Annotated in this window: 23 protein-coding genes and 2 pseudogenes; 14 read left to right on the top strand and 11 right to left on the bottom strand. The window is 42.3% G+C overall.

The features are described 5' to 3' along the window. The first annotated feature begins 54 nt into the window (after window positions 1–54). The 5 genes and pseudogenes from V7K38_RS25105 to V7K38_RS25085 all read left to right on the top strand — a co-directional run. Entirely contained in the window at window positions 55–1,566 is a 1,512-nt protein-coding gene (locus V7K38_RS25105; RefSeq protein ID WP_334861719.1) for a hydroxysqualene dehydroxylase, read from the top strand. 106 nt (window positions 1,567–1,672) lie between these two features. Continuing rightward, window positions 1,673–2,038, top strand: a complete 366-nt coding sequence (locus tag V7K38_RS25100) for a DUF6464 family protein (protein ID WP_334861717.1) — start codon at window positions 1,673–1,675, stop codon at window positions 2,036–2,038. Window positions 2,039–2,253: 215 nt separating this feature from the next. Beyond that, window positions 2,254–3,393, top strand: coding sequence for an AAA family ATPase (locus tag V7K38_RS25095; RefSeq protein ID WP_334861715.1), 1,140 nt, complete (start codon window positions 2,254–2,256; stop codon window positions 3,391–3,393). Window positions 3,394–3,395: 2 nt separating this feature from the next. Next, a complete protein-coding gene (locus V7K38_RS25090) occupies window positions 3,396–4,046 on the top strand; it encodes a DUF3226 domain-containing protein (RefSeq protein WP_334861713.1) in 651 nt (216 codons plus the stop codon). Between the two features lie 40 nt (window positions 4,047–4,086). After that, window positions 4,087–4,209: pseudogene (locus V7K38_RS25085) on the top strand (Uma2 family endonuclease); the annotation flags it as partial. A 41-nt stretch (window positions 4,210–4,250) separates the two neighbouring features. On the opposite strand, the gene V7K38_RS25080 reads toward V7K38_RS25085, so the two are convergent. Next, entirely contained in the window at window positions 4,251–4,481 is a 231-nt protein-coding gene (locus V7K38_RS25080) for a type II toxin-antitoxin system HicB family antitoxin (RefSeq protein WP_334861711.1), read from the bottom strand. 145 nt (window positions 4,482–4,626) lie between these two features. Between V7K38_RS25080 and V7K38_RS25075 the strand changes: the two genes are divergently transcribed. From V7K38_RS25075 to V7K38_RS25060, 4 genes are all read left to right on the top strand, one after another. After that, window positions 4,627–5,688 (top strand): ParA family protein, encoded by a 1,062-nt coding sequence (locus V7K38_RS25075; protein WP_334861709.1) that lies wholly within the window; start codon window positions 4,627–4,629, stop codon window positions 5,686–5,688. Beyond that, a complete protein-coding gene (locus tag V7K38_RS25070; RefSeq protein ID WP_334861707.1) occupies window positions 5,672–6,421 on the top strand; it encodes a HEPN domain-containing protein in 750 nt (249 codons plus the stop codon). The genes V7K38_RS25075 and V7K38_RS25070 overlap by 17 nt, the downstream gene beginning before the upstream one ends. Window positions 6,422–6,563: 142 nt before the next feature. Continuing rightward, entirely contained in the window at window positions 6,564–9,200 is a 2,637-nt protein-coding gene (locus V7K38_RS25065; RefSeq protein WP_334861706.1) for a U32 family peptidase, read from the top strand. 280 nt (window positions 9,201–9,480) lie between these two features. Further along, window positions 9,481–10,749 carry an alkaline phosphatase family protein gene (locus V7K38_RS25060; RefSeq protein ID WP_334861704.1) on the top strand — a complete coding sequence of 423 codons (1,269 nt, stop codon included), beginning with the start codon at window positions 9,481–9,483 and terminating at the stop codon, window positions 10,747–10,749. Between the two features lie 137 nt (window positions 10,750–10,886). Here the strand turns inward: V7K38_RS25060 and V7K38_RS25055 are convergent, their stop codons facing one another. Next, window positions 10,887–11,774 carry a LysR family transcriptional regulator gene (locus tag V7K38_RS25055; RefSeq protein ID WP_334861702.1) on the bottom strand — a complete coding sequence of 296 codons (888 nt, stop codon included), beginning with the start codon at window positions 11,772–11,774 and terminating at the stop codon, window positions 10,887–10,889. Window positions 11,775–11,929: 155 nt separating this feature from the next. On the opposite strand from V7K38_RS25055, the gene V7K38_RS25050 reads away from it, so the two are divergent. After that, the gene (locus V7K38_RS25050; RefSeq protein ID WP_334861700.1) at window positions 11,930–12,706 is read left to right on the top strand and encodes a methyltransferase domain-containing protein; all 777 of its coding nucleotides are present in this window, start codon (window positions 11,930–11,932) and stop codon (window positions 12,704–12,706) included. Window positions 12,707–12,753: 47 nt separating this feature from the next. Continuing rightward, entirely contained in the window at window positions 12,754–13,305 is a 552-nt protein-coding gene (locus tag V7K38_RS25045) for a hypothetical protein (protein ID WP_334861698.1), read from the top strand. A 103-nt stretch (window positions 13,306–13,408) separates the two neighbouring features. On the opposite strand, the gene V7K38_RS25040 is transcribed toward V7K38_RS25045, so the two are convergent. After that, entirely contained in the window at window positions 13,409–14,587 is a 1,179-nt protein-coding gene (locus V7K38_RS25040) for an extracellular solute-binding protein (protein ID WP_334861696.1), read from the bottom strand. Window positions 14,588–14,944: 357 nt separating this feature from the next. On the opposite strand from V7K38_RS25040, the gene V7K38_RS25035 reads away from it, so the two are divergent. Together V7K38_RS25035 and V7K38_RS25030 are read left to right on the top strand one after the other, a co-directional pair. Beyond that, window positions 14,945–15,313: a hypothetical protein gene (locus V7K38_RS25035; RefSeq protein ID WP_334861694.1), complete on the top strand. Its 369-nt coding sequence runs from the start codon at window positions 14,945–14,947 to the stop codon at window positions 15,311–15,313. 335 nt (window positions 15,314–15,648) lie between these two features. Next, entirely contained in the window at window positions 15,649–17,637 is a 1,989-nt protein-coding gene (locus V7K38_RS25030; RefSeq protein WP_334861692.1) for a di-heme oxidoredictase family protein, read from the top strand. A 103-nt stretch (window positions 17,638–17,740) separates the two neighbouring features. Here the strand turns inward: V7K38_RS25030 and V7K38_RS25025 are convergent, their stop codons facing one another. The 8 genes and pseudogenes from V7K38_RS25025 to acpP all read right to left on the bottom strand — a co-directional run bounded on the left by V7K38_RS25025 (window position 17,741) and on the right by acpP (window position 24,435). Beyond that, on the bottom strand, window positions 17,741–18,319 hold the full coding sequence (locus V7K38_RS25025; protein WP_334861690.1) for a PEP-CTERM sorting domain-containing protein: 579 nt from the start codon (window positions 18,317–18,319) through the stop codon (window positions 17,741–17,743). A gap of 317 nt (window positions 18,320–18,636) precedes the next feature. After that, window positions 18,637–18,837, bottom strand: a pseudogene (locus V7K38_RS25020) (hypothetical protein); the annotation flags it as partial. 19 nt (window positions 18,838–18,856) lie between these two features. Beyond that, window positions 18,857–19,393 carry a hypothetical protein gene (locus V7K38_RS25015; protein ID WP_334861688.1) on the bottom strand — a complete coding sequence of 179 codons (537 nt, stop codon included), beginning with the start codon at window positions 19,391–19,393 and terminating at the stop codon, window positions 18,857–18,859. Between the two features lie 12 nt (window positions 19,394–19,405). Then, window positions 19,406–19,816 (bottom strand): type II toxin-antitoxin system VapC family toxin, encoded by a 411-nt coding sequence (locus tag V7K38_RS25010; protein WP_334861686.1) that lies wholly within the window; start codon window positions 19,814–19,816, stop codon window positions 19,406–19,408. A gap of 5 nt (window positions 19,817–19,821) precedes the next feature. Then, window positions 19,822–20,115 (bottom strand): hypothetical protein, encoded by a 294-nt coding sequence (locus V7K38_RS25005; RefSeq protein ID WP_334861684.1) that lies wholly within the window; start codon window positions 20,113–20,115, stop codon window positions 19,822–19,824. Window positions 20,116–20,312: 197 nt separating this feature from the next. Continuing rightward, the gene (gene tkt / locus V7K38_RS25000; RefSeq protein ID WP_334861682.1) at window positions 20,313–22,340 is read right to left on the bottom strand and encodes a transketolase; all 2,028 of its coding nucleotides are present in this window, start codon (window positions 22,338–22,340) and stop codon (window positions 20,313–20,315) included. Window positions 22,341–22,662: 322 nt separating this feature from the next. Next, window positions 22,663–23,913 (bottom strand): beta-ketoacyl-ACP synthase II, encoded by a 1,251-nt coding sequence (gene fabF, locus V7K38_RS24995; protein ID WP_334861680.1) that lies wholly within the window; start codon window positions 23,911–23,913, stop codon window positions 22,663–22,665. A 267-nt stretch (window positions 23,914–24,180) separates the two neighbouring features. After that, window positions 24,181–24,435 (bottom strand): acyl carrier protein, encoded by a 255-nt coding sequence (gene acpP, locus V7K38_RS24990; RefSeq protein WP_334861678.1) that lies wholly within the window; start codon window positions 24,433–24,435, stop codon window positions 24,181–24,183. A gap of 423 nt (window positions 24,436–24,858) precedes the next feature. Between acpP and V7K38_RS24985 the strand changes: the two genes are divergently transcribed. After that, window positions 24,859–25,770, top strand: coding sequence for a CoB--CoM heterodisulfide reductase iron-sulfur subunit B family protein (locus tag V7K38_RS24985; RefSeq protein WP_334861676.1), 912 nt, complete (start codon window positions 24,859–24,861; stop codon window positions 25,768–25,770). Window positions 25,771–25,980 lie beyond the last annotated feature (210 nt).

Here is a 25,980-nt window from a genome sequence, read left to right as displayed (position 1 = left end):
CGCAACACAAGTTCGTATACATTAGTTGATGGACAGCAACAATCGGAGGCTGGAATGGTAGAAGGATCGCAACAAAAACGGGTGGTAGTTGTAGGTGCTGGTTGGGCTGGTTTAGGAGCAACCTACCATTTGGCGAAACAAGGTTATGATGTGACTCTTCTAGAAGCAGGCCCTTATCCCGGTGGGTTGGTGGCAGGTTGGCAAACAGCCGCCGGAAAATCTGTTGAAGCTGGCATTCATGGCTTTTGGTATCCTTACAAAAATATTTTTTCCCTAATCAATCAATTAGAAATTAATCCTTTTACTACTTGGACTCGTTCTTCGCAATATTCGCCAGCAGGCTTAGAAGTTGAATCACCGATTTTTCAAGACTTACCGCGACTCCCCTCCCCACTAGGAACTTTTCTATATACTAAGTTTAAACGATTGCCACTAATTGACCGTCTGAGCGCCCTGCCTTTACTGTATGCTGTTGTTGATTTTGACAATTCTGATCAAGCTTGGCGGCGCTATGATTTTGTAACTGCTAGGGAATTGTTCAAAGACTTTAATGTTTCTGCGCGACTTTACCGCGAGGCTTTTGAACCAATGTTATTAGTGGGCTTATTTGCCCCTGGTGAACAATGTTCAGCCGCCGCGACTTTAGGGATGCTTTACTTTTTTATTCTGGCTCATCAACCTGATTTTGATGTAGTTTGGTGTCGAGGAACTGTTGGAGAAAAGATATTTCGTCCTTGGGTAGAACAGATTGAAAAAGCTGGTGCGCGAGTGCTACCCAAGCGTCGGGTTACAGACTTAATTGTTGATAGCAATCATCGGGCCAAAGGTGTGGTTTGCGGTGATGAAGTAATTGAAGCAGATGCTGTGATTTTTGCGGTTGGCATTGCGGGAATGAAGAAAATCGTCTCAACTAGCCCTAGTTTACAAAGCCATGAAGAATTCCGTAATTTGAGCAATTTAGGAGCAATTGATGTTTTAGCAACGCGGCTATGGTTTGACCGCAAAATTGATATTCCGCGTCCTTCTAATGCTTGCTTTGGATTTGACGCAAGTACAGGTTGGACGTTTTTTGATTTGAATGCTCTACATGATGAATATCGGGATGAGCCAGGAACGGTGATTGAGGCTGATTTTTATCACGCAAATCAGTTTCTCAGTTTGAGTGATGAGGAGATTGTGGCAATAGTTCAGGGTTATTTAGCAACTTGTGTGCCGGCCTTTCGGGAGGCAAAGATTGTTGATAGCAGTGTAATTCGGCTACCTCAAGCGGTGACTCACTTTGCACCTGGTAGCTATGGTTATATGTTACCCGCTAAGACAAGTTTTGAGAACGTGTTTATGAGTGGGGATTGGATTGTGAACCGGCATGGTTCCTGGTCACAGGAAAAGGCTTATGTTACTGGTTTGGAGGCGGCGAATTTGGTGGTGTCTTATTTGGGAAAAGGTCAGCCAGCCGAGATTTTAGCTGTAGAAGAGGATGAAGTGCATATCCAAGTGGCGCGATCGCTCAACCAAACTCTACGTGACTTGGGCAAATCTATCCTACCTGACTTTTGGTTGCCTTAATCTGTATGGACGCGAAGAGTTAGTCATTAATTCTAATCTAAATTCGGTAAGCTAAAGAAAGCTATGCTATACGATCCTTCTAATGTAAACCAAATCACATAAGCTTATGGAGCCAGACTCTTTACTAACTGAGGTGATTCTGACACATCCGCCTGAGTCACTCGGTAAAGTGCAACTTGATTGGACACCCCAACCCGGAAATTATCTCGATTTTGAGGGTAAAACCTACGCAGTTTTAGAACGCCGCCATCGATACCAACTAAAAGCTGGGCGCTACCGCTTACATAATGTTGCCATTTATGTACAGTCTGCTAAACGGCCATCTGAGAAAAGTTTGGTAGGTGGACGTTGGGTAATTGGTGATGCCACCTGTTCCTACAATGCTCATTCAGAACTCATTCGCTGTGCAGTCAACCCAGATGGCCCTTGCGAATCTTGCCGCTTTTATGAAGAGTTAGAAGTTACAAGTTAGGATTTATAAGGTAGTTTTTCACGTATCCACTTAGTAAGTTGGGATAAGGTGCGTAGGCGTAGCCCATCGTTCGCGTAGCGTCTCGCAGAGAAGATATCGCTTAATTTATCTCAATTGACAAAGGCGATCGCCCCTTTTTGCTAGAGTTAAAAGTATCAAGACTGCTTATACTAATACCAATCATTAGCTCTTTGCTGTCTCCGGCTAGCAAAATTATGTTGAAGACGATAAAAATAAATAATTTCCGTAGCTTCAAATCTTTCGAGCTTCAGCAGCTTGGTAGAGTTAACCTGCTCGTTGGAAAAAACAATATCGGTAAAACATCAATACTGGAGGCTATTCAACTTTTATGCTCACGGAATAATCTTGAGCCACTACGTCAGACAATGACTAATCGAAGTGAATATTTTTTTGATGATGAGCGTAGTGAACGTAGATTAAGGTTAGGCCAATCTCAAGACCTTGATCTTCGTCACCTTTTTTATGGTCACGAGATTGAACTGGGGAGCAAATTTTCAATAACAGGTACTAATGGCAATATTCAAGAGGATCTTATTGTATCAATAGAAGAACGCAAAATTTCTTCAAAAGAGCCACTTAGCTCATCGCCTGAGTTTCCAGATGATGAAGTCCCAGATGCATTAAAGGAACTAGATTTCAGTATTAAGTGGAATTATGGGCGAGAAGAAAAGCCTTGGAGACTACCGCTATCAGCTAATGGCGGACTTCCTATAGAGGATTATACTCGTCAATTGCGTAGAGATACTAAAAATTCAGCACCAAAAATACAATTTATAACATCATCTTCTCTAGGAACTGAGAAGATGATTGAACTATTTGATCAGATAGTACTAACGCCTGAAGAAAAACTTGTAGAGCAGGCACTTCATAGAATAGACTCTAAAATTCAACGGATTGCTCCAGTTAGTTCTCGAAAGTCTAGGTATTCTTTAGATTCGCGGGGCGGTTTTTTTGTCCTTCTTTCTGGTAATCAGCGTGTACCAATTGGCAGTATGGGTGATGGTATTTGGCGGATATTAGGACTTGCACTGGCTACAGTGTGTGCTAAAGACGGATACTTATTTGTTGATGAGATTGATACCGGACTCCATTTTACGGCAATGTCTGATATGTGGAAACTGATTTGGGAAACAGCCAAAAGATTAAATGTGCAAGTTTTCGCAACTACACACAATAGTGATTGTTGGACAAGTTTAGCCAGTATTGCAGAGCAGCAAGATGCCACTGAGGATGGTATTAGAATTCACAGAATCGAGAAAGGTAAAGAAACAAGTGTAGTTTTTATTGAACCTCAAATCGTCATTGCTGCTGAAAGAGAAATTGAGGTACGTTAGTAATGGCAAAAGGTTATGAACCCAAAAAACTGTTAGTAGAAGGACAGGAAGATTTACGAGTTATACCAGAATTAATAGAAAAAAACGGAATTCGTTGGGGTGATAAAAAAAGGGAAGCAATTGTATCAATACAAGATTGTGAAGGTTACGAGAACATTGATGCAAACCTTATTTCTACTGAATTACAAGCATCAGGACTCACTAATTTAGGCGTGATAATAGACGCAGATGAAGATTTACCTGCACGTTGGATAAGTATAAGAAATGCTTGTTTGTCAAGTATACCTGACATTCCTGAAGAAATATCAGAGACAGGACTTATCCACATTACAAAAAATGGAATTAAGTTTGGTATCTGGATTATGCCAGATAACCAAATGAGAGGTATGTTAGAGACGTTTTTAGCTTACATAATTAGAAATGATGGTGAAACTATTTGGCAATATGCTCAGGAAGTAGCAAAAGAGGCAAAAAACAAAGGAGCATCATTCAAAGATTCTTATCTTGATAAAGCTAAAATTTACACTTGGCTAGCATGGCAAGAAGAACCAGGAAGACAACTTCATCAAGCTATAAAGTATGAAATTCTTAATCCACAGCATCCTAAAGCGCAGACATTCGTAACCTGGTTTAAAACTCTGTATGAGCTATGATTTAATTTGCTGGATTTGATATATTAGAGAATCTGAATAGGATAAGGCGATCGCACTTGTTACTGTACCATTTGAGATTTCTCTACAAGATTTATACAACAAAGTTAAGTTTGAGCCTGTTGAATCGGAAGGGGAAAGTACTGATATTGAGGGTTTGCGGTAAGGGTGCGATGGCCTTACCTGTGCAGATTATCTTAAAAAGATTTAAGCCACTTTTAACGGTTTCTGAGGAAAAGTAATTGGTTCTGGCAGAGGTTTTCCTTGCTCTTGATACCATTCAATCAGAGACTCAATCACTTCTTGCCCATGTTTAGCGGCTTCTTCATAACTCTTACCATGAGTGTGGAATTGCTGCCAAGGAAATTCTGGTAAGTGTACTAAGTAGCAATTATCCTCATCTGACCATTGAATTACCATACTGTAGCGATCGCTCATTATTCTTCCTCTATTTCTCCTAGTTGCTCCAAAACACGATTTACTTGCTGTTTTGTAAGCTTTTTAGAAGCTATATTGAAGTTATACAGGTTATGAAATAATATCTGTATTCAAAAGATTTCAGAAGTATCAAAAGCAAAATAAGATGGTTCACAAGATTGCCTTGTTCAATCACAAGGGTGGTGTCAGTAAGACCACAACGACTTTTAACTTAGGTTGGATGCTTGCTTCAAAGGGTAAGAGAGTTATCCTTGTAGATACCGATCCTCAATGTAATCTAACAGGAATAGCTCTAAAAGAAGAAACTGAAGATGACGAAGCAAGGATAGAAAACATCTACAACACACGTTCAAATATAAAAACTGGCTTGGCTCCTGCTTTTGAGTCACAGCCACGGGCTATTGAAGCTGTAGATTGTATTCCGATAGAAGGACAAGAAGGTTTATTTTTATTGCCTGGTCATGTTGGCTTTGCTGAATACGAAGTAACATTAGGTATCGCGCAGGAACTCAGTGGCTCAATTCAGACACTCAAAAACTTGCCAGGTGCTATTTCTGATATTTTAGAAAAAACTGCTAAGAAATTTAATGCTGACTATATTCTGATTGATATGAGTCCAAGTTTAGGAGCAATCAATCAGAATTTACTGATGACAAGTGACTATTTCTTAGTACCTACAACTGCTGATTTTTTCTCTGTGATGGCAATTGATTCTCTGTCTAGAATTTTATCAAAGTGGTGTAGTTGGGCAAGGATGGCAAGCGTAAACCCTATATTAAAGGAAGCTACTTATCCCTTTCCAGAATTTAACTTGAAATTTTTAGGAACTATAGTTCAAAACTATAGAATTATTAGGGGTAAAGAAACAGCAGCATTTCAATCATGGATAGAAAAAATTGAGCGAAGAGTTGTTTCTCAACTAGTTCCGATTTTACGTGATAATAATCTGCTATTGCCTAATAATGTCTATACTAATCAGGATATTAATAGTAATTTTACCCTGACAAAGATTTCTAACTTTAACAGCTTAATTGCTCTATCACAGGAACACAGGACACCTGTTTATGCGCTAACACCTGAACAGTTAAATCAAAAAGGCAAAGTGTTAGATAATAATCAGGCAAAGCAAGAGGAGTTTAAAAAAACTTTTTCTGACTTAGCAGATAAAATTATTGCACTATCATCCAGTTATGCAATTAGCGCTTGACCAGTTTCGCATTAGTATTCAGCGTGTTAGGGATCTTATTGCTGTTCATACTTCTGTTAAGGCTCAAGCTACTGCTGCTCTGGATCTTTCAGACATTTTACGAGCTGCCCTAGTTCTAACTGTTAGTGCCTTGGATTATTATATCCATGAGGTTGTCACCTTGGGTATGGTGGAAATTCATCGAGGACAACGTGCTGAACCAGTATCTTCAGCTAATACAACTCAATCAGCCTTTTCCCGTTTTCAAGTTTCGTTGGGAAGCGCTCGTGAAGATAGAAAAATAGCCATAGATATCGCCTCTTGGATAGAGAGTGACATACAGCAGGTTTATGGAGCTAACTTTTTACAGCAGTCTCATACTATTTCTGGTTTAATTCCAGCTATATCAAATAGTATTTTGAACAGATTAAATAATACTTCATGGTTAGAGGACGAGATTCGAGAACGTCTAAGTTATCAAAGCTTTCAGCAGCCCGATAAAATAGCTGATGCAATTAGACAAATTTCTGATAAAAAATTGTGGGATGAGGTTGCTACTAAAATGAGTAAGCCTGCTAAAGATATTAAGCAACAACTTACTTTAATTGTGGATCGCAGAAACAAAATTGCTCACGAAGCAGATATAGATCCTACCCTCAACATAGGTAATCGCTGGTATATCGACGAATCAATGGTTGGTGATACAGTAGATTTTATTGAGCAGCTAATAGAGAGTATTCATCAAATCTTGTAACTTTGGGTGGATCAAGGGTAGATATTGTTGACTAATTGAGCAAGATAGGCAAGCAATCGTTGTGGAGAGATGAGGGCTATGATCGCACCCCCTCCTCCAAACTTCGATAAAATCACTATGGTGCTACTTAACCCTAAATCTGATGAAAAGCGATATCTCCGATGGGCTACGCCTACGCTCCCTTTCCCAACTCTCTCTTCAACGTCCTGAACTACTCGCGCCAGCAGGTAATTGGGAATGTGCTAAAGCTGCTGTGGAAAATGGGGCAGATGCGATTTACTTCGGTTTGGATCGGTTTAACGCCAGAATGCGGGCAGAAAATTTTACTGAGGCAGACTTACCCAGCTTGATGAAATTTCTGCACAGTCGCGGCGTAAAGGGTTATGTCACTGTCAACACACTAATATTTCCTAAAGAACTAGCAGAAGCCCAGCAGTATCTCCGCACAATTATTGCCGCAGGTGTGGATGCGGTGATTGTCCAAGATGTGGGAATTTGTCGTCTCATCCGTCATCTGTCGCCCGATTTTCCCATCCATGCTTCCACCCAAATGACCATCACCAGTGCGGCTGGGGTAGAATTTGCCAAATCCCTCGGCTGTCAATTAGTGGTGCTGGCGCGTGAATGTTCTCTTCAGGAAATCAATAAAATACAGCAGCAGATTGCCCTACAAGAAGCTTCGCTGCCCTTGGAAGTATTTGTTCACGGTGCTTTGTGCGTGGCGTATTCCGGTCAGTGTTTGACTAGCGAGGCTTTAGGCGGACGTTCTGCTAACCGAGGCGAATGTGCCCAAGCTTGTCGGATGCCCTACGATTTGATTGCCGATGGGGAAGTTGTAAATTTAAAAGAACGCAAGTATTTACTCAGTCCTCAAGACTTAGCAGGCTTAGATGTTTTGCCCGATTTGGTGAAATCAGGAGTAACTTGTCTCAAAATTGAAGGTCGTTTGAAAGCTCCAGAGTATGTTGCTAATGTCACCCGTGTTTATCGGCAAGCTTTGGATGGAGTGATGACGGAATTGGAAAGACCTAACCCCCTAACCCCCTTCCCGAAGCGGGAAGGGGGAATAAAAGCTCCCCTCTCCGCTATGCCTAACGGCAGGCTTACGCCAACGGAGAGGGGTTGGGGGAGAGGTCAATCAAATCAAGAACATTACAACCTAGAAATGGCATTTTCTCGCGGACTCTACACGGGTTGGTTTGGCGGGATTAATAATCAGGAATTAGTTCACGCCCGCTTTGGGAAAAAACGTGGAGTTTATTTAGGTGAAGTTACCCGCATTCACAACGAACAGGTAACAGTTAAACTCGAAGCGCCTGTAAAACCAGGGGATGGAATAGTATTTGACTGCGGTCATCCAGAGGCGAAGGAAGAAGGCGGCCGCGTTTATGCTGTAGTGTCCAAGGGTAAAGAAGCCATGCTCACCTTTGGACGAAATGACTTGAACCTGCGGCGAGTGCATATAGGCGATCGCATTTGGAAAACCAGCGATCCAGAACTCGATAAGCAACTGCGTCAGAGTTTTGCAGGTGAGAATCCCCAATTTCAGCGTCCCATTGATGTAGAGGTTTATGGAGAACTTGGTCAGGCGTTGATTGCGATCGCCCGCGATCGACTCGGTAATGTTGTACAGGTGGAGTCTGCAATTTCTCTGGTGGAGGCGCACACGAAACCCTTAGATACAGCCCGTTTGCAAGAACAATTTGGTCGTCTCGGTAACACACCTTTGGTTTTGAAAAAACTAACAAACCACCTCAGCACTTCCCTTATGTTGCCCGTAAGTGAGTTGAATCGGATGCGGCGGGAAATTGTGGCGCAGTTGGAAGAATTGCGAAGTCAACCCAAACGCTGGCAATTACGTTCTGATGTCTCTTTCCAAGACTTACTCCCTTCCTCATCTTCCTCATCCCCTTTATCTCCTTCACTCATCGTCTTAGTACGAAACCTCAAGCAACTCCAAGCCGCGCTCAAAGCTGGTGTTGAAACACTGTACTGTGAATTTGAAGACCCTCGCGCCTACAGAGAAGCAGTGCAAATGGTGCGCCAACAACAGCAAAAAAACAAAGCAGAAAATTCTTCACTCCCCACAATCTGGGTTGCACCACCCCGAATTACCAAACCTGGGGAAAATTGGATTTTGCAGCAGGTACGCGCCTGTGAAGCAGATGGCTATCTGATACGAAACTATGACCAACTGCAATTCTTTGCTCAAGACCGTTGTATTGGAGATTTTTCGCTCAACGTTGCTAATCCCTTAACAGCAGACTACTTTCAGCAACGCTTTGGGTTAGAACGGCTGACGGCATCTTATGACCTGAATATTACCCAACTCCAAGATTTGCTCACCAGTTCTCCACCCCAGTGGTTTGAGGTGACAATCCATCAGCATATACCGATGTTCCACATGGAGCATTGTGTTTTTTGTGCTTTTCTATCGACGGGTACAGACCATACCAACTGTGGACGACCTTGTGAAAAGCAGGAAGTAAAATTAAAAGACCGTGTAGGTAGCGAACACGTTATTAAAGCAGATGTAGGTTGCCGTAATACTGTATTTAACGGCACTGCCCAAACGGGAGCCGAGTACGTACAGCGCCTTCTAGAACTTGGATTAGGTCACTTTCGCATCGAGTTTGTGAATGAGACACCAGAACAAGTGAGTAAAACAATACATTGCTACAGTCAATTATTGCAAGGTAAGATTACAGGTTATCAACTCTGGCGAGAGTTGAAACTGCAAAATCAGCTAGGTGTAACTCGTGGCCCATTGGGACTTTGACCAGATAATTCATCTAACTTTTCACGTCGTGAGGAAAAGCTCACGAAAAACCCAACCCCCTAGCCCCCTTCCCGATGCGGGAAGGGGGAAAATTCAAAGTCTCTCTCCTTTTAGGAGAGAGATTTAGAGAGAGGTTTTCCAGATACCGTGAAAAGTCACGATAATTCATAATTCTGGAGCAGTTGAGTGAAAAACTTAATGTTTCCTTAAAGCTGTAATAGTCAGTGCTTAAGCCCGTATCACTATATTCCTGATGGTTACAATCAGTTTGTAAAAATCAATGCAACTACAGTTATTGAAGTGGACGCTTCTTCCCGTTGCTTTTGTGGCCGGGAGCCTCCTAAGCGCACAGGCGGCAGTGGCAGCAAGCCTTGGTGATATCTTCGTCATAGATATGGAGAACCACAACTTCACGCAACCAAGTAGCGATACAAATGCGCCCAATCAGATATTCGGCAATGTTGCTACCCCGTATCAGAACAGCCTCATCACCCCCGGATATCCGAATGCCGCTCAGGTCTCCTACGCCGGTGCTTATCATAACGTCCTGGCTACACCATCGGGCAATAACCCCAGCATCCACCCGTCTGAACCAAACTATATTTGGCAGGAAGCCGGAGATAACTTTGGCGTGTTGAACGACAATGATCCTTTTAAGAACCCCGGTGGTACTAACCAGAACGCGATTAACCTTAGCGGACTACTCCAGAACGCTGGCATCTCTTGGAAGTCTTACCAGGAAGATATCGACCTAGCCACCAACAGCCAGGGTAAGCTGACCAACACCGTCCTACCGCAAAGTCAGTGGACTGTTCCCTTGAGCAGTGTCAGTGGTACGTCGGCGGACTACACTAACCCCTACAACGGTAGCAACCAGTATAACTTCGCCGCCAAACACGACGGGCAGCTGTTCTTTACCGACACCAACGGCGGCAACGATCCAACGCCTTCAAACCCCGAAGCCTCCCACTATGCACCATTGCAGCAGTTGTCAACAGACCTTGCTAACAATACTGTCGGCAAATATAACCTCATCACCCCCGACCAGTACAACGACTCACACACCGCATTGACCGACGGCTTTACTTATAATGGGGTGCATTACACAGGCGATGAGGCCGAACTCGCACAGGGTGACAACTTCCTTGCCACGGTCATTCCCCAGATCATGTCATCCGATGCTTACAAAAATAATGGCGCGATCGTGATCTGGTGGGATGAGACTGAAGGCAAGAATCAAAACGACTTCAGCCACACCCTACCGGAAATAGTGATCTCACCTCTGGCTAAAGGCAACGCCTATGAAAGCCTCGTAAATTATACCCACTCCTCCGACCTGAAAAGCTGGCAGGAACTCTTCGGTGTGTACGGGCTAGGGGGCGGGTTTTTGGGTGATGCAAACTCCCCAGACACCAAAGACCTCTCGGATCTGTTTAAGGATGGGGCACTAGCCTCTCCTGTTCCTGAACCTTCCTTCGATCTGGGTATGGCAATATTCACAGTCTTAGGGCTGTTCCTCAAGACACGCAAGCGCTGGCTGTCAGAGTAAGACAGGCAAGGATAGAAACAAAACAGGGGCATGACAATTCAACCCAAAAAGCATCCGCGTTGACATCAACATAAAACTCTCGAATGATTGTTTTTAGTTGTAACCAAATATTTTCTTATTGTTGTAAGCCACCCTATTCACCACTGCTGGGCAGTTTGTTTAACTATCTCCACAAACCTCTGCACAGTTGGGGATGTCTCGTTTTTTCGCCAAATCATTGCAATGCTAACTTTTGGGGTAGGTTCTTGTACAATTTTATAAACTACCCCGATCCGTTGCAGGTTTTGCAAAGATTCTGGCACGATCGCAACACCCATCTCGGCTGCTACTAAGCTAACAATCGTTTGCATCTGGATAGCTTCTTGAGCAACCTTGGGACTAAAACCTGCTTGCTGGCAGATACTGATGATTAAATCATAAAGTCCTGGCGCTAATATCCTGGGAAATAAAATAAATGCTTCATTGGCAAGGGATGTCAAACACACATCAGATTGACTCGCTAGCAAATGTGCTTCAGGTAGTGCCACCATCAGCGACTCTTGAAAAATTGTTTCGCAGCTAAATCTATTTTCTTCAACAGGTGGACGCAATAATCCCACATCCATCCTACCTTCTCCTAACCACTCTAACTGTTGATCTGTAGTCAGTTCATGCAACTCGATATTCACACCAGGAACGTGACTACGAAAAGTTCGCAAAATAATAGGCAAAATATTATGCGCCGCAGAACTGACAAAGCCAACCACCAACTGTCCAATTTCGCCCCGACTGGTTTGCCGCCCAATTTGGATTGCTTGTTGTAATTGCCTCATAATTTGCTGAACTTCACCCAGAAACACTTGCCCCGCTTCTGTTAACTGTACTTTTCGTTTCGTGCGGTGAAACAGTTCAAAACCCAATTCCCCCTCTAGCTGCCGAATTTGTTGACTTAGGGGAGGTTGGGCAATGTGCAATCGTTCCGCCGCCCGTCCAAAGTGCAGTTCCTCTGCCAAGGTGACAAAGTAGCGCAAGTGTCGTAGTTCCATCTGTTACCTGAACTCATATCTTTAAAATATTAGTTAAGGTGAAAATATATATTGGACATAATTAAAAATATTTTTTACTCTGATGAATAGGCGGTGATCAACCCAAGGCAGAGGATTGATTATCGGAAAATAAACCCTCTGTAATTTCACCACTTATGAAGAATATTTCAATACCTAATAATTATTGGGACACTTCCCTTTACGAAGATAAACACGCCTTTGTCTGGCGGTATGGCGAAGACTTATTGCAATTACTCAACCCTCAGCCAGGAGAATCGATTTTGGATCTTGGCTGTGGGACTGGACAACTCACAGAAAAAATTGCCCAAGCTGGTGCTGAAGTTATGGGAGTTGATTATGCATCCACAATGATAGAAAAAGCAAGAGAAAACTATCCCCATATCCGCTTTGATGTTGCTGATGCTAGGAACTTTCAACTAGACAAGCCATTGGATGCTGTGTTTTCCAACGCTGTATTACATTGGGTGAAAGAAGCAGAGAGCGCGATCGCTTCCATCCATCAATCCCTAAAACCCGGAGGTCGTTTTGTGGCAGAATTTGGGGGGAAGGGTAATGTTTTGGCGATCGCCACAGCTTTAGAAAGTGCCTTAGAAGCAATTAATATCCCTGCACAAGCCCTAAATCCTTGGTATTTCCCTAGTATCGGTGAGTACGCCAGCCTCCTAGAACAGCAAGGCTTTGATGTAATTCATGCCATACTTTTTGCTCGTCCAACTCCTTTAGCAGAAGGAGAAGCAGGTATGGCAAACTGGATTCAGATGTTTGCTAGTTCTTTTTTAGCAGGACTTTCTGATGAGCAACAAATACAAATAATTCGCGTCGTAGAGGAATATCTCAAGCCGACGCTGTATCAACAAGGAACTTGGACAGCAGACTACCGAAGAATTCGCATCGTTGCCATCAAAGTTTAAATTATGCGAATTTTTACTAATGCCTTAATTACGAATTAGTATCAGCTATGCATATACCTAAATTGTACGATGCCTGCGGCGGGCTGCGCCATCGCCAAACATCATTTTCATTACTACTAACCATTGTCCTCACCACTTTACTAGTACCGTCGCCCTCACAAGCGCAAACGCCCTCAATACCGTCACCTTCTAGTGCGCCTTTAGAACTAGAGTTATTGACTAAGCCAAAAGACTATATAGTCACAGCTAACACGATTCATCCAGAAGGATTAACCGTTCCGAGTTTATGGTGGGCGCAACAAAACTCTGAGAAAAAGCTATTAGATAATTGGATAGCATATCCAGCTTCTGGCAAAGAACCTGCACGAGTAGACTTGATCGTGAATCAGCAAATTTGGAGCTTACTAGAGTATGTAGAGCGCTACGACTTCGTAAATCGCTTAGGTAGTGCAGCACGGAACTTTGGTTACAATGTTCGGGTATTTAACTATCAAAAAGAACCCTTGGCAACCTACACTTGTAACTTTAGTACAAGTCCAGCTTTATGTAGTATCCAAACCAATGTTAAGAACAAGATAGGTTTACAGAGTTTACTTTAGTAAATAGTTAGGAGTTAGAAATTGGAGGAGATGAGCAAGATAGGAAAATTTAAATTCCCAATTCCCAATTCCCAATTCCCAATTCCCAATTCCCAATTCCCAATTAAACCTTAATTTTGGCAAATAAAGACTCGTATTGTTTGATTGCAGATGGCGGTAAAGGAAGCAAAAATTCACTCTTATCGAAAACTGCGCGTAGGCGTAGCCCGTCGTAGACATCGCTCTGTAACAGACTCAGTAATGGTTCTTGAATGTCGGAAGCGGTAATATTTGTAGAAATTGGCGAATTACTTTTAGTCAGCACCGAAATTTGTTTAGCTATGCTTGGTTGCAAACAAAAATCAATCCATTGATCTGATAAAGTATCCTTAGTAATACCTGCTGGACGTACCCACAAGTCCGCCCACATCGCTGTTCCTGACTGAGGGATAACTACACTCAGTTGGGGATAACGTCCCAGAACTTGTAGGACATCACTTGACCAACCAACCGCTAACCAAGTGTCTCCCATAATTAGAGGTTCTAAGTAGTTATTGGAACTGTAAAACCTCACCCGTTGGTTTAATGTCTGTAATTCCTTTTCCAAGTCTGGTACTTGGTCAAGATTCTCTGTATTGTAAGATTTTCCTAGCTTCTTTAAGACCAGACCAATAACTTCTCGTGGTTGATTAAGTAGAGAAATGCGTTGCTGAATTCCATCTCGCCACAAATCACTCCAATCTTTGGGTGTCCAATCCAATTCTCGCAACTTGTCACGGTTATAAACAATCACTGTGCTACCCCAACGATAAGGCGCACCCCACACCTTCCCTTGAGTATCTAAGTTACCTTGGTCGTTGCGCGTTACTAATTTTTTCCACTTTTCATCTAAAGCGGGCCATTGCTTTAATTCATTTCCCTGTAACTCTTGGAGTGGTTGAATGAGTTTCTGCTCAATAGCTGCTTTTAGCCAATAATCTCCCAATGTTATGAGGTCTGCATCAGCCGTTTTTTGACCTTGCCTAAAGGGTATAAAACGACTCCATCCTTGTTCATCGCTAGATTTTGGTTTTTGCTGCCAATTTTGTAATTGCTGAAATAAATCTTCTATCTGCTCGACTGGGGCAAACTTTAACTCTACCTGTTGCTGTAAACCTTTGTGGAACTGATTCACTACCTGACCAGGTATAGAACCTTTTAATAACTGTACTTTTAGTTGCGTCTGCTTGTTTCCAGCACAGCCAAAAAGCAGTTGTGAAAGTACCAGTGTACTTGTACCTAGCAAGAAAGACCGTCGATCCATTGATTTTGGATTTGAGATTTTTGATTATACCTAATATTAAGCAGAGATTCACCAGATGCTGACTATCTGAAAAAGTGGAGTTGCAAAATCATCTGTATTTTTGCTTGATAATACCGATAATTTTGAATATTTGACTTAAATTAGCGATTTTTTGAGCCAATTCATGCATAAATATGAATTTTTCTCTATAAATTTACTGACTAGTATTTTTAATCAAGATTTACTTGTCTTTACAAGTAATCATTTAAATGTCACAATTGCACCAAAAATTATCAATACTTAAATAATCCATAAATATAGTTAAGGTTGGGAATAAATTGAATAACATAAAGAAAATGTACGGATACAGGGTATTAAATGGAGCCATTACAGCAGCAGATCCTGACTTTAAGCGAAAAACTGGATGCCCTCTGCCAAGTGATCGATCAACTTGATATTAAAGTCACTCAAGCTTTCTCAGAGTGTTCTTTAGCGAATACACAAGCAAAGGATAATTATCAGGAAAACGGCGCGCCTGGAGGCTATCAGATTAGACGCATAAGTTTGAATCCAGAAATGGAACATAAGGATGTATTGACAGATGGTATTTATCTTGACATGCATCGTCAAAGTGGAGATAACATAACACCAGAAATTCAAATCCAACGACTGACAGCGCAATTAACAGCAGCATATAATCGCATCGCTGCTTTAGAAGAACAATTACTTAGAGAAAGAATTCATTAAATTTAACCTGATTCAACAAATTAAAAAATGCCTTGAGGCACAGAAGACAAGCCTTTAGCTTCAATCTAGAGCTAGGGCTTTGTAGGTATATTAAATATAATCAACTAATCTAACTATTAAATTGATAAAAAACTTAAACACACTATTACATATACTTACGTAATAGTGTGATATATCTATTTGTAATCTTTTAGTGGATTGTTCACTATGAAACAAAAAAAAACAACCCTAAGACTGGTGTAGTTAGGGGATTTTATACTTCAAAAGCCAAGATTTTCTTATTAATCAGCATTTTTATCATTAGTGTTTTTGGCATTTTGTTATCAAATTGGTTGATGACAAGCCAGACAGCTTTCGCAACAATTGACTTTTTGGAACCTGCTCCTACTCAACCGCTAGGCTATTACGACTATTTTGGCAAACTACTTAGCCCTCAACAAGCAGCAGGAGTAGTTGCAAATAAGGGACTCGATCCTAATGACCCCATTTCCTATCAACGGGTAGGTGCAGTTAAAATTACTCAGGAATTAATCGCCCAAGGTGAAGATATATTCTTCAACCGGAAGATTGGCGACACATTTGGTTTACAAGGGGTATTCGGTTTTGGATATGGCATTGCTAAAATTTTGCCAGAATTACAGACAGCAATAGTTAAGTTGCAAGGTCAGCCGACAACGAACTTACAACTTATTCTTGAGAAGGATATAGCATTAGGTAGTCGAACTTTTCCCCAAGGAAGTGTCATTAATACAGGCTTAAAAGTGGAAAAGGGAGGGACTTTTCCGGTTGGACTGGGAATTACAGTTAATACAACAACAAATACAAGTCAGATTGACCTTCGTTGTGCTGCTTGCCACATATCCCTTTCAAATAAAGGTGAACGTCTTATGGGAGTACCTAATAGTGAAATCGCTACAGCTTTGTTAGTTACTCTAGCATCAAATTCATCTGCTGGATTTGCACGGTTAAATCTTAACCCCCTCAACCCGGAATATCGAGGCAATGGTAAAATTATTCTGGATAGTAAAGGTAACAAAGTAGAATTACCCGATCCTGAAAAGTTTGAAAAAGCTTTTGATGATGCAGTCTTAGATGTGCCTTTTGGGAATTTTGAGAGTACACCGGATGGTATTAGAAACACGACCCAAATTCCCAGCCTCTTCACATTTAACAATCATCCCTATACAGCCTCTGGAGAGTTTGCTTTTGGCCCGTTTGCTGGACTAACCTCTACCAATAACGGTGTTCATTCTTCAGAAATTAATCTGTTTGCAGCTGCTCAACTCAGTGCAGAAACCCTTGGCATTGACCGAGAAGTTTATATTGGTACACTTCTTCAGAATGCTGACAATCTCAGCCTACGTTTACCAGAAGGAGTTATAGTAAAACCCTCAGAATGGCTGCGGAAGATCGCACCGAATCCTACAGAAGCAGAATTAGAAGACCAAATTCCTGCTCCTGGCACAGGAACTTACCCAAACCTGCGTCCTAGTTTGTTTACTTACAACGGCTTAGTTTTCAGCCCAAATACTCAAAAGCCCACTGATATTGCCAGTGGTACTTTCCTATTTGCTGATAACGCTATGTCTGCTTTTCAAAATAGCTTAGTACCCCCTGCTAACCAGACTTCGGAAAACTGGCAAGCGTTGAACAGCAATTCTGTTAAGCGTGGCGCAAAAATATTTGAGAAGGCCAATTGTGCAACTTGCCATATTCCACCCTTCTTCACTGACAACAAAATTCATCCAATTGATGAAATTCATACTAATCCAGCCCGCGCCCAGTCTCGTTTGGGGTTAAATAATTTGTTAGTACCACCCAAGCTATACACTTTTAATACTCCCGTTCCCATACCTGCTAATGCTGAAGTGCTGGATGTACCAACACAAGGTATCTCAGATAGTCCCACAACTCTACCCAAAGGGATATTGCCAAAAGGCGGTTACAAAACTGCTACCTTACGTGGTCTTTATTTAAGCGCACCATATTTGCATGATGGTGGTGCAGCAGTACAGGCAGGAAGCCTTGCTGTTGATTCAGATGGTAGTTTCACGGTTGTTAACAAGAATGGCTTAGGGCTTTCTGGTACTCTAAGCCAAGGTATACCAGCCGATGCTGCTAGCAGCTTACGTGCCTTAGTCGATCGCGATCTTCGTACTGAAGTTGTGAAAGCCAACAAAGCTAACCCTGCTTTAGTGCGTAGTAACCTTGATGGCACAGGTCATCACTTCTACGTAGATAGACAGGCTGGGTTTAATTCCAAGCAGCAAGTAGACCTAATTAATTTCTTGCTAGCACTTGATGACAATCCTGGAAGTTTCTAATAAAGCTACGGCTGATATTCTAATGTTAGGGATTTCCAAGAAATAAATAGTTAAATATTTTTTATTTGGAAGTCCTAACTACAACAATAGAGTTCAGTTAAGGTTAAAATTCTTTCTCATACTTCTGGGAAGCTACTGTTTGTTTTCGCTTTGTCCACCAGCCAAAACTAAGAGCAAGCAATGAGCCAACTACTGTGTAAGGTTCAGGAACAGGACGTGGTATTACACTAAAGTTGCCATAATCTACATCGCTTGAAAGCTCTGAATAACCTTCATTGAAACTACTGTAAAATACGTTAACATTGCCATTTCCGTCTTCCCCGCTTCCAGAAACCAGGTAAGAAAAACCGTTCTGGGTTAATAGCGGGGTACTTGCATTTAAAAAATTATCGTTGATTCCGTATGTACCTGGAGAAAGTAGCCCGACGATTGTCTCGGTAATTCCTTCGACTTTCCTTGTACCAGTGATTCCTGTGATTGTGTAATTGTTTTTTATAGGATCTAAATCAGTAGTGGTGAGGATGCCGCTAGCAGAAATCGCTGTACCATTTGCTTCATAACTGGGAAAAGAGTACTGAAAATCAAATAATTGTACAGCTTGTGCCGCAGAAGATGTACCGACACCAGTGATACCTATAGCAGCACTAGCAGTAGCAATACCAAGCTTTTGGACTAATTTCATTAGATAAATCTCCTGAAAAACAAGAAGGTAAATAAAGTTGCAATAGCTCAAATTACTATCAAGACGCTCTTACCCACAAAAACACAGATAATTCAGGAATTTCTGGTTTTCTGAGATCAAAAGTTCGGTAGACACGCAGATACAATTTGAATAATGAAATTATAAACAATTCTCCTCCGCATAAAAAAAGGCAGCTGTGAAGATCAAGAAGGTAGCACCGTAAGGAATTAATCCTGAAGCGTACAATGCTATACGATTACAGATTGCGCCCATAGCATGTTCAACAAAATCTAGGGGAGCAAGGCTTACTAGAGAGGCTAAGAATCTGTTGATAGCTTATTCTTCAGGCTTAGTCCTTTAACCCGCAGCAAGTCATAATCGTTAGAAACTAAAATTAAACCGCCCGCGTGCGATCGCTCCCATCCTGTTTGTAGCAAATTACCATTTGTCCACCAGCGCAACCAGGGTAATTCTAGATTTTGATAGCGACCTTGCCAAATTCCTAATTCCACACCCATCGCCAGCCGTAGAAATCGCTTACCAAAGCAAATAAGACTTTATGTTCTGTATATCAATACCGTAGAAAAAGATAATTACTACCAGCTTCACTGCCAGCGTAGTCAAGAATACTCTAATAGCCTCAAGCGAATTTACCCAAATAACACATCTAGGGTAAAAACCAATAGATAAAATACCAATAGTGACATAACCAACTAAAGTTAAAGTCACAGTCATTGCTACAATACCAAATGTGAACCCTGCTGCAATTATAGTTCCAATTCTATCTTCAATAATTAGCGCTATTATAGTTCCTATGATCAAGGCTAATACTAACCAAGAGAATATATCAATATAAAAATCATTTTCAAGAATCCACTGTATACTCCAAACAATGAATACAGTTAAAATTACAACAATTGCTCCTACTTTTGCTCCGGTAATAGCTAAATTCAGGTTAGTAACTTCCTTCATCAAAGGAATAACTAGAGTTGCATTCATAACTCCAATTGCAATCCCTGCAAAGAAGGTAGTGCTTAATAGTAAATCTTTATGAGGCGAAGAAGGGCTATCCATAATAACAATATTTTAAGAATCGGTTTGCAACCAGTTTTCTAAATTAATCCCCTGCACTCTCAGCAAATCAGAATCATTAGAAACCAGAATTAATCCGCGTGCGATCGCTGTAGCCGCTATCAATATATCTTGTTCTTGTATCTTCAAACCCCTACGTTGTAAATCCACATGAATTTCGCAGGCTTTTTCAATAATTTCTATATCATCCAGAAATAAAACTTCATATTTACTATAAAACTGATTAAATTCAGCTAACTGCCTCGTAGCATTTGCATACAACAGTCCTCTTTTAAGTTCATAGTAAGTTATGCAACTGATAAAAACTTCTTCTCCTGAACGATTAGCATCCCGTAGTTTCTTGCCAACAGTTGCATTTCTCCTCAAAATATAACTAACAATATTTGTATCTAGTAAATAAGTCACTTTGTCTATTTTCGTTTTACTGCTTCATCGTACATTTTGATTTGCTCTGGGGTCAAATCATTTAACGTACCAGAAACCGCTTCTAAGACAAGAATCTTATCAATTCTGCGTGTTAGTTCATGCTCGGTTATAGCTCTCATTTCCTCTGTTGATAACTGTCCAAAGAGTTCTACTAACATTTCTATCATTTTTTGTTGGTTTAACTTAACTTGATATAAGGTATTACCTTTAATTAGCTTTTCAACGATTGGTGATATGCGATTCCTGACTTCTTGATGATAATTAGCAACTTCTGGCATAATTCCCTCCATTTATCAAATAATTATCTTAATTATAAACAATCTTACTCAGCGAACCTCTACCTCTGCGTCTACCTCAGCGTTCCTACCCTACGGGAAGGCGTTCGCGTAGCGTCTCGTAGAGAAGCGCCTATGCGTTAAAAAAAAGGCGGGCTTTTCAGCCCACCTCACACAATTTTGAGAATATTGTGTTGCTATTAACCCAACAATTGTTTAGCCTTAGCTAATACATTATCAACGCTAAAACCAAACTTCTCTAAACAAACATTACCTGGAGCCGAAGCACCAAAGCGATCGATACTAACGCAATCGCCTTCAGTACCTACGTATTTGTGCCAACCGAAACTGCTAGCAGCTTCTACAGACAAGCGTTTGGTAACAGCTTTCGGCAGAACTGATTCTCTATAAGCCGCATCCTGTGCTTCAAATAGTTCCCATGAAGGTAGCGAGACGACACGAACTTTCTTACCTTCGGCTTTGAGTTTTTCGGCTGCACCAACAGCGAGGCTCAATTCTGAACCAGTCCCAATCAAGATAATCTCAGGTGTGCCTTCGCTATCTACCACGGTGTATCCACCCTTCGCCACACCCTCAATTGATGTACCTGCCAAGTTGGGAACGTTTTGACGGGTGAACGCCAATAGAGATGGAGCGTTTTGCTTCGACTTTTCGATCGCTATTTTATAAGCGCCAGAGGTTTCGTTACCGTCTGCGGGACGAAACACTAATAAATTAGGAATAGCTCGTAAGGAAGCTAGAGTTTCAATGGGTTGGTGTGTCGGCCCATCTTCACCTTGCCCAATAGAATCGTGAGTCATCACCCAAATCGAGCCAGCTTGAGAAAGGGCGGATAAACGGATGGCAGCACGCATATAATCTGTGAAGATCAAAAAGGTAGCACCGTAGGGAATTAATCCTGAAGTGTGCAGCGCTATACCATTACAGATTGCGCCCATAGCATGTTCCCGCACCCCAAAGTGGATGTTGGGGTTTTCGTAGTTCCCTTTTTTGAAGTCGCCCTTACCCTTGATTTCGGTCAAGTTGGAGTGGGTTAAGTCAGCCGAACCACCAATCAATTCAGGTAAAACTGTCGCTAGTTTGTTGAGGCAGTTTTCTGAGTGTTTGCGGGTGGGCAATCCTTTGTCTTCGGGGGTGTAGGTGGGTAGTACCTTATCCCAACCGTCGGCTAGCTTGCCGCTTAGGTAACGTTCAAATTCAGCCGCTTCTTGGCCATACTTAGCTTTGTAGTCGGCAAATGTTTTGTTCCATTCCTCTTCATAACCTGCGCCACGTTCAACAGCTTTACGTGTGTGGTTGAGAGCTTCTTCTGGAATTACGAAAGGCTCGTATTCCCAACCCAAATTTTTCCGAGTTAATGCTATTTCGTCTCCACCCAAAGCAGCGCCGTGAACGCCAGCAGTGTTTGCTTTATTGGGGGAACCATAACCGATGATGGTTGTCACCTTAATCATTGAAGGTTTATCGGTGACAGATTTAGCTTCTTCAATTGCTTTAGCGATCGCTTCTAAATCTGTATTACCATCTTTAACATGCAAAACGTGCCAACCGTAAGCTTCAAAGCGCTTGGAAACATCTTCGGTGAATGCCACATCTGTGGAACCGTCGATGGAAATGTGGTTGTCGTCGTACAGAGCGATGAGTTTGCCTAATCCCAAGTGTCCTGCAAAAGAACAAGCTTCACCAGAAATTCCTTCCATGTTGCAACCGTCACCTACAATTACGTAGGTGTAATGGTCAACAATCTTGGTATCGGGTTTGTTGTATTTAGCGGCAAGGTGCGCTTCGGCGATCGCTAAACCGACTCCATTGGCAATTCCTTGACCCAAGGGGCCAGTTGTGACTTCCACGCCTGGGGTCATGAAGTTTTCGGGGTGTCCAGGGGTTTTGGATTCCCATTGACGGAATTGTTTGATATCTTCAATGGTGACGCTATCGTAGCCTGTCAGATACAGCAGGGCGTACAGCAACATCGAGCCATGACCGGCAGACAAGACAAAGCGATCGCGGTTAAACCATTTGGGATTCTTGGGATTAAACTTCATAAAGCGATCCCAGAGGACAAAAGCCATCGGAGCTGCGCCCATTGGTAATCCTGGGTGTCCCGACTTTGCTTTCTCTACGGCATCAACAGCCAAGAAGCGGATCGAGTTAATAGCCAGTTCTTCGACAGACAATTCTTTGGCGGATTGGGTTGCAACAGTCATAATCTCTTGTTTTTAACGACGGGTTAGCACTCTTTGTAGCTTCTCTTGCTGGGGTTATTTTAGATTCCCCACAGTATCCTCATCATCCCACTCCCACTTGTCGATGGACAAGCGGGATCTCCTGAGTTTATGGTGATAAATCAAGCTGATAATTGGGTCATGCTGAACGCTTAAATTATATCGGAATGATATTTCTGATACTTTGGACATGGGGCATTGGGCATTAGGCATTAGGCATTGGGCATTGGGCATTGGGCATTGGTTATTAATTGTTGTCCCTCACTCCCTCATCTCCCCCTGCTCCCTGCTCCCCTGCCTTCTTTTAGACGTATTTCTTAAAGGCCAGTGTGACATTATGACCGCCAAATCCAAAAGAATTGGATATTGCCACCTCGACTTTTTGAGCGCGGCTAAAGTTAGGCACGTAATCTAAGTCACATTCTGGATCGGGATTTTCCAGATTGATTGTCGGTGGAATTTGGTCATTAGCGATCGCCAGTACTGTTGCTACTGCTTCAATACCTCCAGAACCGCCTAATAAATGACCTGTCATCGATTTAGTCGAGCTAATTGCCACCTTATAAGCATGTTCTCCCAAGGCTTTTTTGATTGCTGAGGTTTCAGTTGAATCATTAGCCGGAGTACTAGTACCGTGGGCATTAATATAGCTAATCTGTTCGGGAGTGATATTAGCATCTTTGAGCGCCAGTTCTATGGCTCTCGCTGCCCCTAGTCCGCCAGGGACGGGGGATGTGATATGGTATGCGTCACAGGTCATACCATAGCCAATCATTTCAGCATAAATGTGAGCGCCGCGACTTAGGGCGTGCTGTAGTTCTTCTAGAATTAAAATTCCTGAACCTTCACCCAAGATAAATCCATCGCGATCGCGATCGAAAGGACGACAAGCATGAGCCGGATCGTCATTGCGAAAAGAGAGGGCTTTGCAGGCGGCAAACCCAGCCATTGATAATGGTGTCACGGCTGACTCTGTTCCGCCGCAAATCATCGCTTGGGCATATCCCCCTTGAATTAAGCGAAAGGCATCGCCTACAGCGTTGGAGCCAGCAGCGCAGGCAGTTACAGGACAGGAATTTGGTCCTTTAGCACCCGTGTGAATTGCCGTTAATCCTGCTGCCATATTGGCGATCATCATCGGTATCATGAATGGACTACAGCGATCGGGCCCACGGTTGAGGTAGATAGTTTGCTGGTCTTCTAATACCTTAATGCCGCCAACGCCAGAACCGATCATGACACCTACCTGTTCTGCATTCAGTTCATTAATAACTAACTGCGCGTTAGCTAGAGCCTGTTTTGCTGCCACAACCCCAAATTGGGAAAATCGATCCATGCGCTTTGCGTCTTTGCGCTCCAAGTAATTGTATGGATCGAAATTTTTTACCTCACCCGCAATGCGGCAATCATGGCGAGACGCATCAAAAAATGTGATGTAGTCAATCCCATTGCGTCCACTCAATAATCCATCCCAATATTCTGTTGCTGTGTTACCTATAGGTGTAATCGCGCCAACACCAGTTACAACAACGCGTTTACGTGTATGATCTGTCATGATTCAGTTAAAGGTGGCGAAAAAGCAGCAGGCATTAAACAGTGCTGAGTTCTGTTAGCGGATAGCTAGGGTTTAGCCCGTCCTGAGTTCTGAGTTTTGGAAGCACTCAAAGATGGAGAGAACTCCGAACTTTTGCCTCCTAAAACTCTAACTCTTAAACTTTTAACTGTTCAGCACTCAGTGAAAAGTTAAATGAGTGGTTTTTGCCATAAACGCCCAGAGGGGGCATGGCATTGCCATCTGAACTTTGAAAACTCCAAACTTTATTTAAGCTGATGCGGTAACTTTGTTATTGATGTAATCTACTGCGTCTTGAACCGATATAATCTGCTCGGCAGCTTCGTCGGGAATTTCGATATCAAATTCTTCTTCCAAAGCCATCACGAGTTCAACAGTATCTAGGGAATCGGCTCCTAAATCTTCCATAAATTTGGACTGTGGTGTGACTTTTTCAGGGGGGTCAACACTCAGTTGTTCGATAACGATTTTTTTGACCTTATCAAAAAGTTCGGTTTGGCTCATAAATAATAAAAGTCCTTAACCAGTTGCTAGGTTCTGCTCTTTACGGGAGACATTGTTTTGAGCATATACATCTTATCGTCAAGCGCGATCGCCCGTATACTACACAAGGGTTTTTCTGTTAGAAAACCCCTACCGTCCTTCAAAATAATCGGGTAAGTTTTTTGGGAACAGTTGAGTCGGGGAGCGGGCTACGCCATCATCGATACCATATAAATGCTTCGGTGGTCTAATTATTGCTAATTTTTTTTACAATGTCTCGATCGGTATTTCCAGCCTTGCTAGCAATCAGAATATGTAGACGCTGCGGCTTTGAACCTAGATGGTTAAAGGTCGCTCAACGTCAAACATCAGAACTTTAGTGCTAACAAGGAATGATAAAACAGTTATTGTTTAGAGCGATCGCTCTAACCCAAATATACCTCTATGCTATCTCAGACACTCAAACTGAAATACGCCTACTTTCCCGGTTGTGTTGCTCAAGGGGCCTGTCGGGAACTTTACCAGTCAACTCAAGCCCTTACCCAAGCACTGGGTATCGAATTGGTTGAACTTAAAAAAGCTGCTTGCTGCGGTTCTGGCACATTTAAAGAAGATTCCCAACTGCTAGAAGATACAGTTAACGCTAGAAATATTGCTTTAGCAGAAGAATTAAATTTGCCCTTACTTACTCATTGCAGTACTTGTCAAGGTGTTATTGGTCACGTCAACGAACATCTGAAAGAATGTCAGACTTCTGACCCTGCTTACATTGAACAGGTTAATGGCTTGCTCCATAAAGAAGGTTGTTCGCCCTATCGCGGCAGTACTGACGTTAAACATCTCCTCTACGCTTTGGTAACAGATTACGGTTTAGAGGAAATTACCAAACGTGTCACCCGGAAGTTAAGTGGATTAAAATGTGCGGCTTTTTATGGCTGCTATCTCCTCCGCGCCCAAAAAACCATGCCTTATGACGATCCGTTCCAACCAGAAGCGATGGAAAATATGTTTCGGGCGGTGGGTGCAACACCAATTTATTACCGAGGCCGGACACAATGTTGTGGTTGGCCTCTGGCTAGTTATGCCACTACTCAATCTTTCAAGATGGCGGGGATGCATATTCAAGACGCTTTGACATCTGGTGCTGACTGTATAGTTACACCTTGTCCACTGTGCCACTTAAATTTAGACTCGCGTCAGCCAGAGGTAGAAAAGGTTATTGGGCAAAAGTTAGGTTTACCAGTATTGCATTTACCCCAATTGATTGCTTTGGCACTTGGGGTTAGCCCAAAAGAACTGGGTTTAGAACGGCATGTTGTTTCCACCAAGCCAGTACTAGATAAATTAGGATTTTAGTATGTAGATATACCTTAGAGGCTGTTTGAAAAGTATTTTGCTGTGACTTTAGGTACTGTTAGATAGATCCCCCCTTAAAAAGGCTGCGGTGTACACAAAAGTCGAATTACCCCCCTTAATCCCCCCGATGCATTGGGGGGAAACAGGAAATCTAGTTCCCTCCCTAATGCATCGGGGAGGGTTAGGGTGGGGTAAAACTAACGCTCAAAC

The organism is Nostoc sp. (genome assembly GCF_036917465.1).
Taxonomy (GTDB): Bacteria; Cyanobacteriota; Cyanobacteriia; order Cyanobacteriales; family Nostocaceae; genus Nostoc.
Note: the sequence above shows the minus strand (reverse complement) of the source record. Positions and strands in the feature narration are given on the sequence as shown.

Excerpts from the sequence above, each read along its gene's own strand:
- V7K38_RS25105 (WP_334861719.1), top strand. The coding sequence starts at position 55 with ATGGTAGAAGGATCGCAACAAAAACGGGTGGTAGTTGTAGGTGCTGGT.
- V7K38_RS25100 (WP_334861717.1), top strand. The coding sequence starts at position 1,673 with ATGGAGCCAGACTCTTTACTAACTGAGGTGATTCTGACACATCCGCCT.
- V7K38_RS25095 (WP_334861715.1), top strand. The coding sequence starts at position 2,254 with ATGTTGAAGACGATAAAAATAAATAATTTCCGTAGCTTCAAATCTTTC.
- V7K38_RS25090 (WP_334861713.1), top strand. The coding sequence starts at position 3,396 with ATGGCAAAAGGTTATGAACCCAAAAAACTGTTAGTAGAAGGACAGGAA.
- V7K38_RS25080 (WP_334861711.1), bottom strand. The coding sequence starts at position 4,481 with ATGAGCGATCGCTACAGTATGGTAATTCAATGGTCAGATGAGGATAAT.
- V7K38_RS25075 (WP_334861709.1), top strand. The coding sequence starts at position 4,627 with ATGGTTCACAAGATTGCCTTGTTCAATCACAAGGGTGGTGTCAGTAAG.
- V7K38_RS25070 (WP_334861707.1), top strand. The coding sequence starts at position 5,672 with ATGCAATTAGCGCTTGACCAGTTTCGCATTAGTATTCAGCGTGTTAGG.
- V7K38_RS25065 (WP_334861706.1), top strand. The coding sequence starts at position 6,564 with ATGAAAAGCGATATCTCCGATGGGCTACGCCTACGCTCCCTTTCCCAA.
- V7K38_RS25060 (WP_334861704.1), top strand. The coding sequence starts at position 9,481 with ATGCAACTACAGTTATTGAAGTGGACGCTTCTTCCCGTTGCTTTTGTG.
- V7K38_RS25055 (WP_334861702.1), bottom strand. The coding sequence starts at position 11,774 with ATGGAACTACGACACTTGCGCTACTTTGTCACCTTGGCAGAGGAACTG.
- V7K38_RS25050 (WP_334861700.1), top strand. The coding sequence starts at position 11,930 with ATGAAGAATATTTCAATACCTAATAATTATTGGGACACTTCCCTTTAC.
- V7K38_RS25045 (WP_334861698.1), top strand. The coding sequence starts at position 12,754 with ATGCATATACCTAAATTGTACGATGCCTGCGGCGGGCTGCGCCATCGC.
- V7K38_RS25040 (WP_334861696.1), bottom strand. The coding sequence starts at position 14,587 with ATGGATCGACGGTCTTTCTTGCTAGGTACAAGTACACTGGTACTTTCA.
- V7K38_RS25035 (WP_334861694.1), top strand. The coding sequence starts at position 14,945 with ATGGAGCCATTACAGCAGCAGATCCTGACTTTAAGCGAAAAACTGGAT.
- V7K38_RS25030 (WP_334861692.1), top strand. The coding sequence starts at position 15,649 with ATGACAAGCCAGACAGCTTTCGCAACAATTGACTTTTTGGAACCTGCT.
- V7K38_RS25025 (WP_334861690.1), bottom strand. The coding sequence starts at position 18,319 with ATGAAATTAGTCCAAAAGCTTGGTATTGCTACTGCTAGTGCTGCTATA.
- V7K38_RS25015 (WP_334861688.1), bottom strand. The coding sequence starts at position 19,393 with ATGGATAGCCCTTCTTCGCCTCATAAAGATTTACTATTAAGCACTACC.
- V7K38_RS25005 (WP_334861684.1), bottom strand. The coding sequence starts at position 20,115 with ATGCCAGAAGTTGCTAATTATCATCAAGAAGTCAGGAATCGCATATCA.
- tkt (WP_334861682.1), bottom strand. The coding sequence starts at position 22,340 with ATGACTGTTGCAACCCAATCCGCCAAAGAATTGTCTGTCGAAGAACTG.
- fabF (WP_334861680.1), bottom strand. The coding sequence starts at position 23,913 with ATGACAGATCATACACGTAAACGCGTTGTTGTAACTGGTGTTGGCGCG.
- acpP (WP_334861678.1), bottom strand. The coding sequence starts at position 24,435 with ATGAGCCAAACCGAACTTTTTGATAAGGTCAAAAAAATCGTTATCGAA.
- V7K38_RS24985 (WP_334861676.1), top strand. The coding sequence starts at position 24,859 with ATGCTATCTCAGACACTCAAACTGAAATACGCCTACTTTCCCGGTTGT.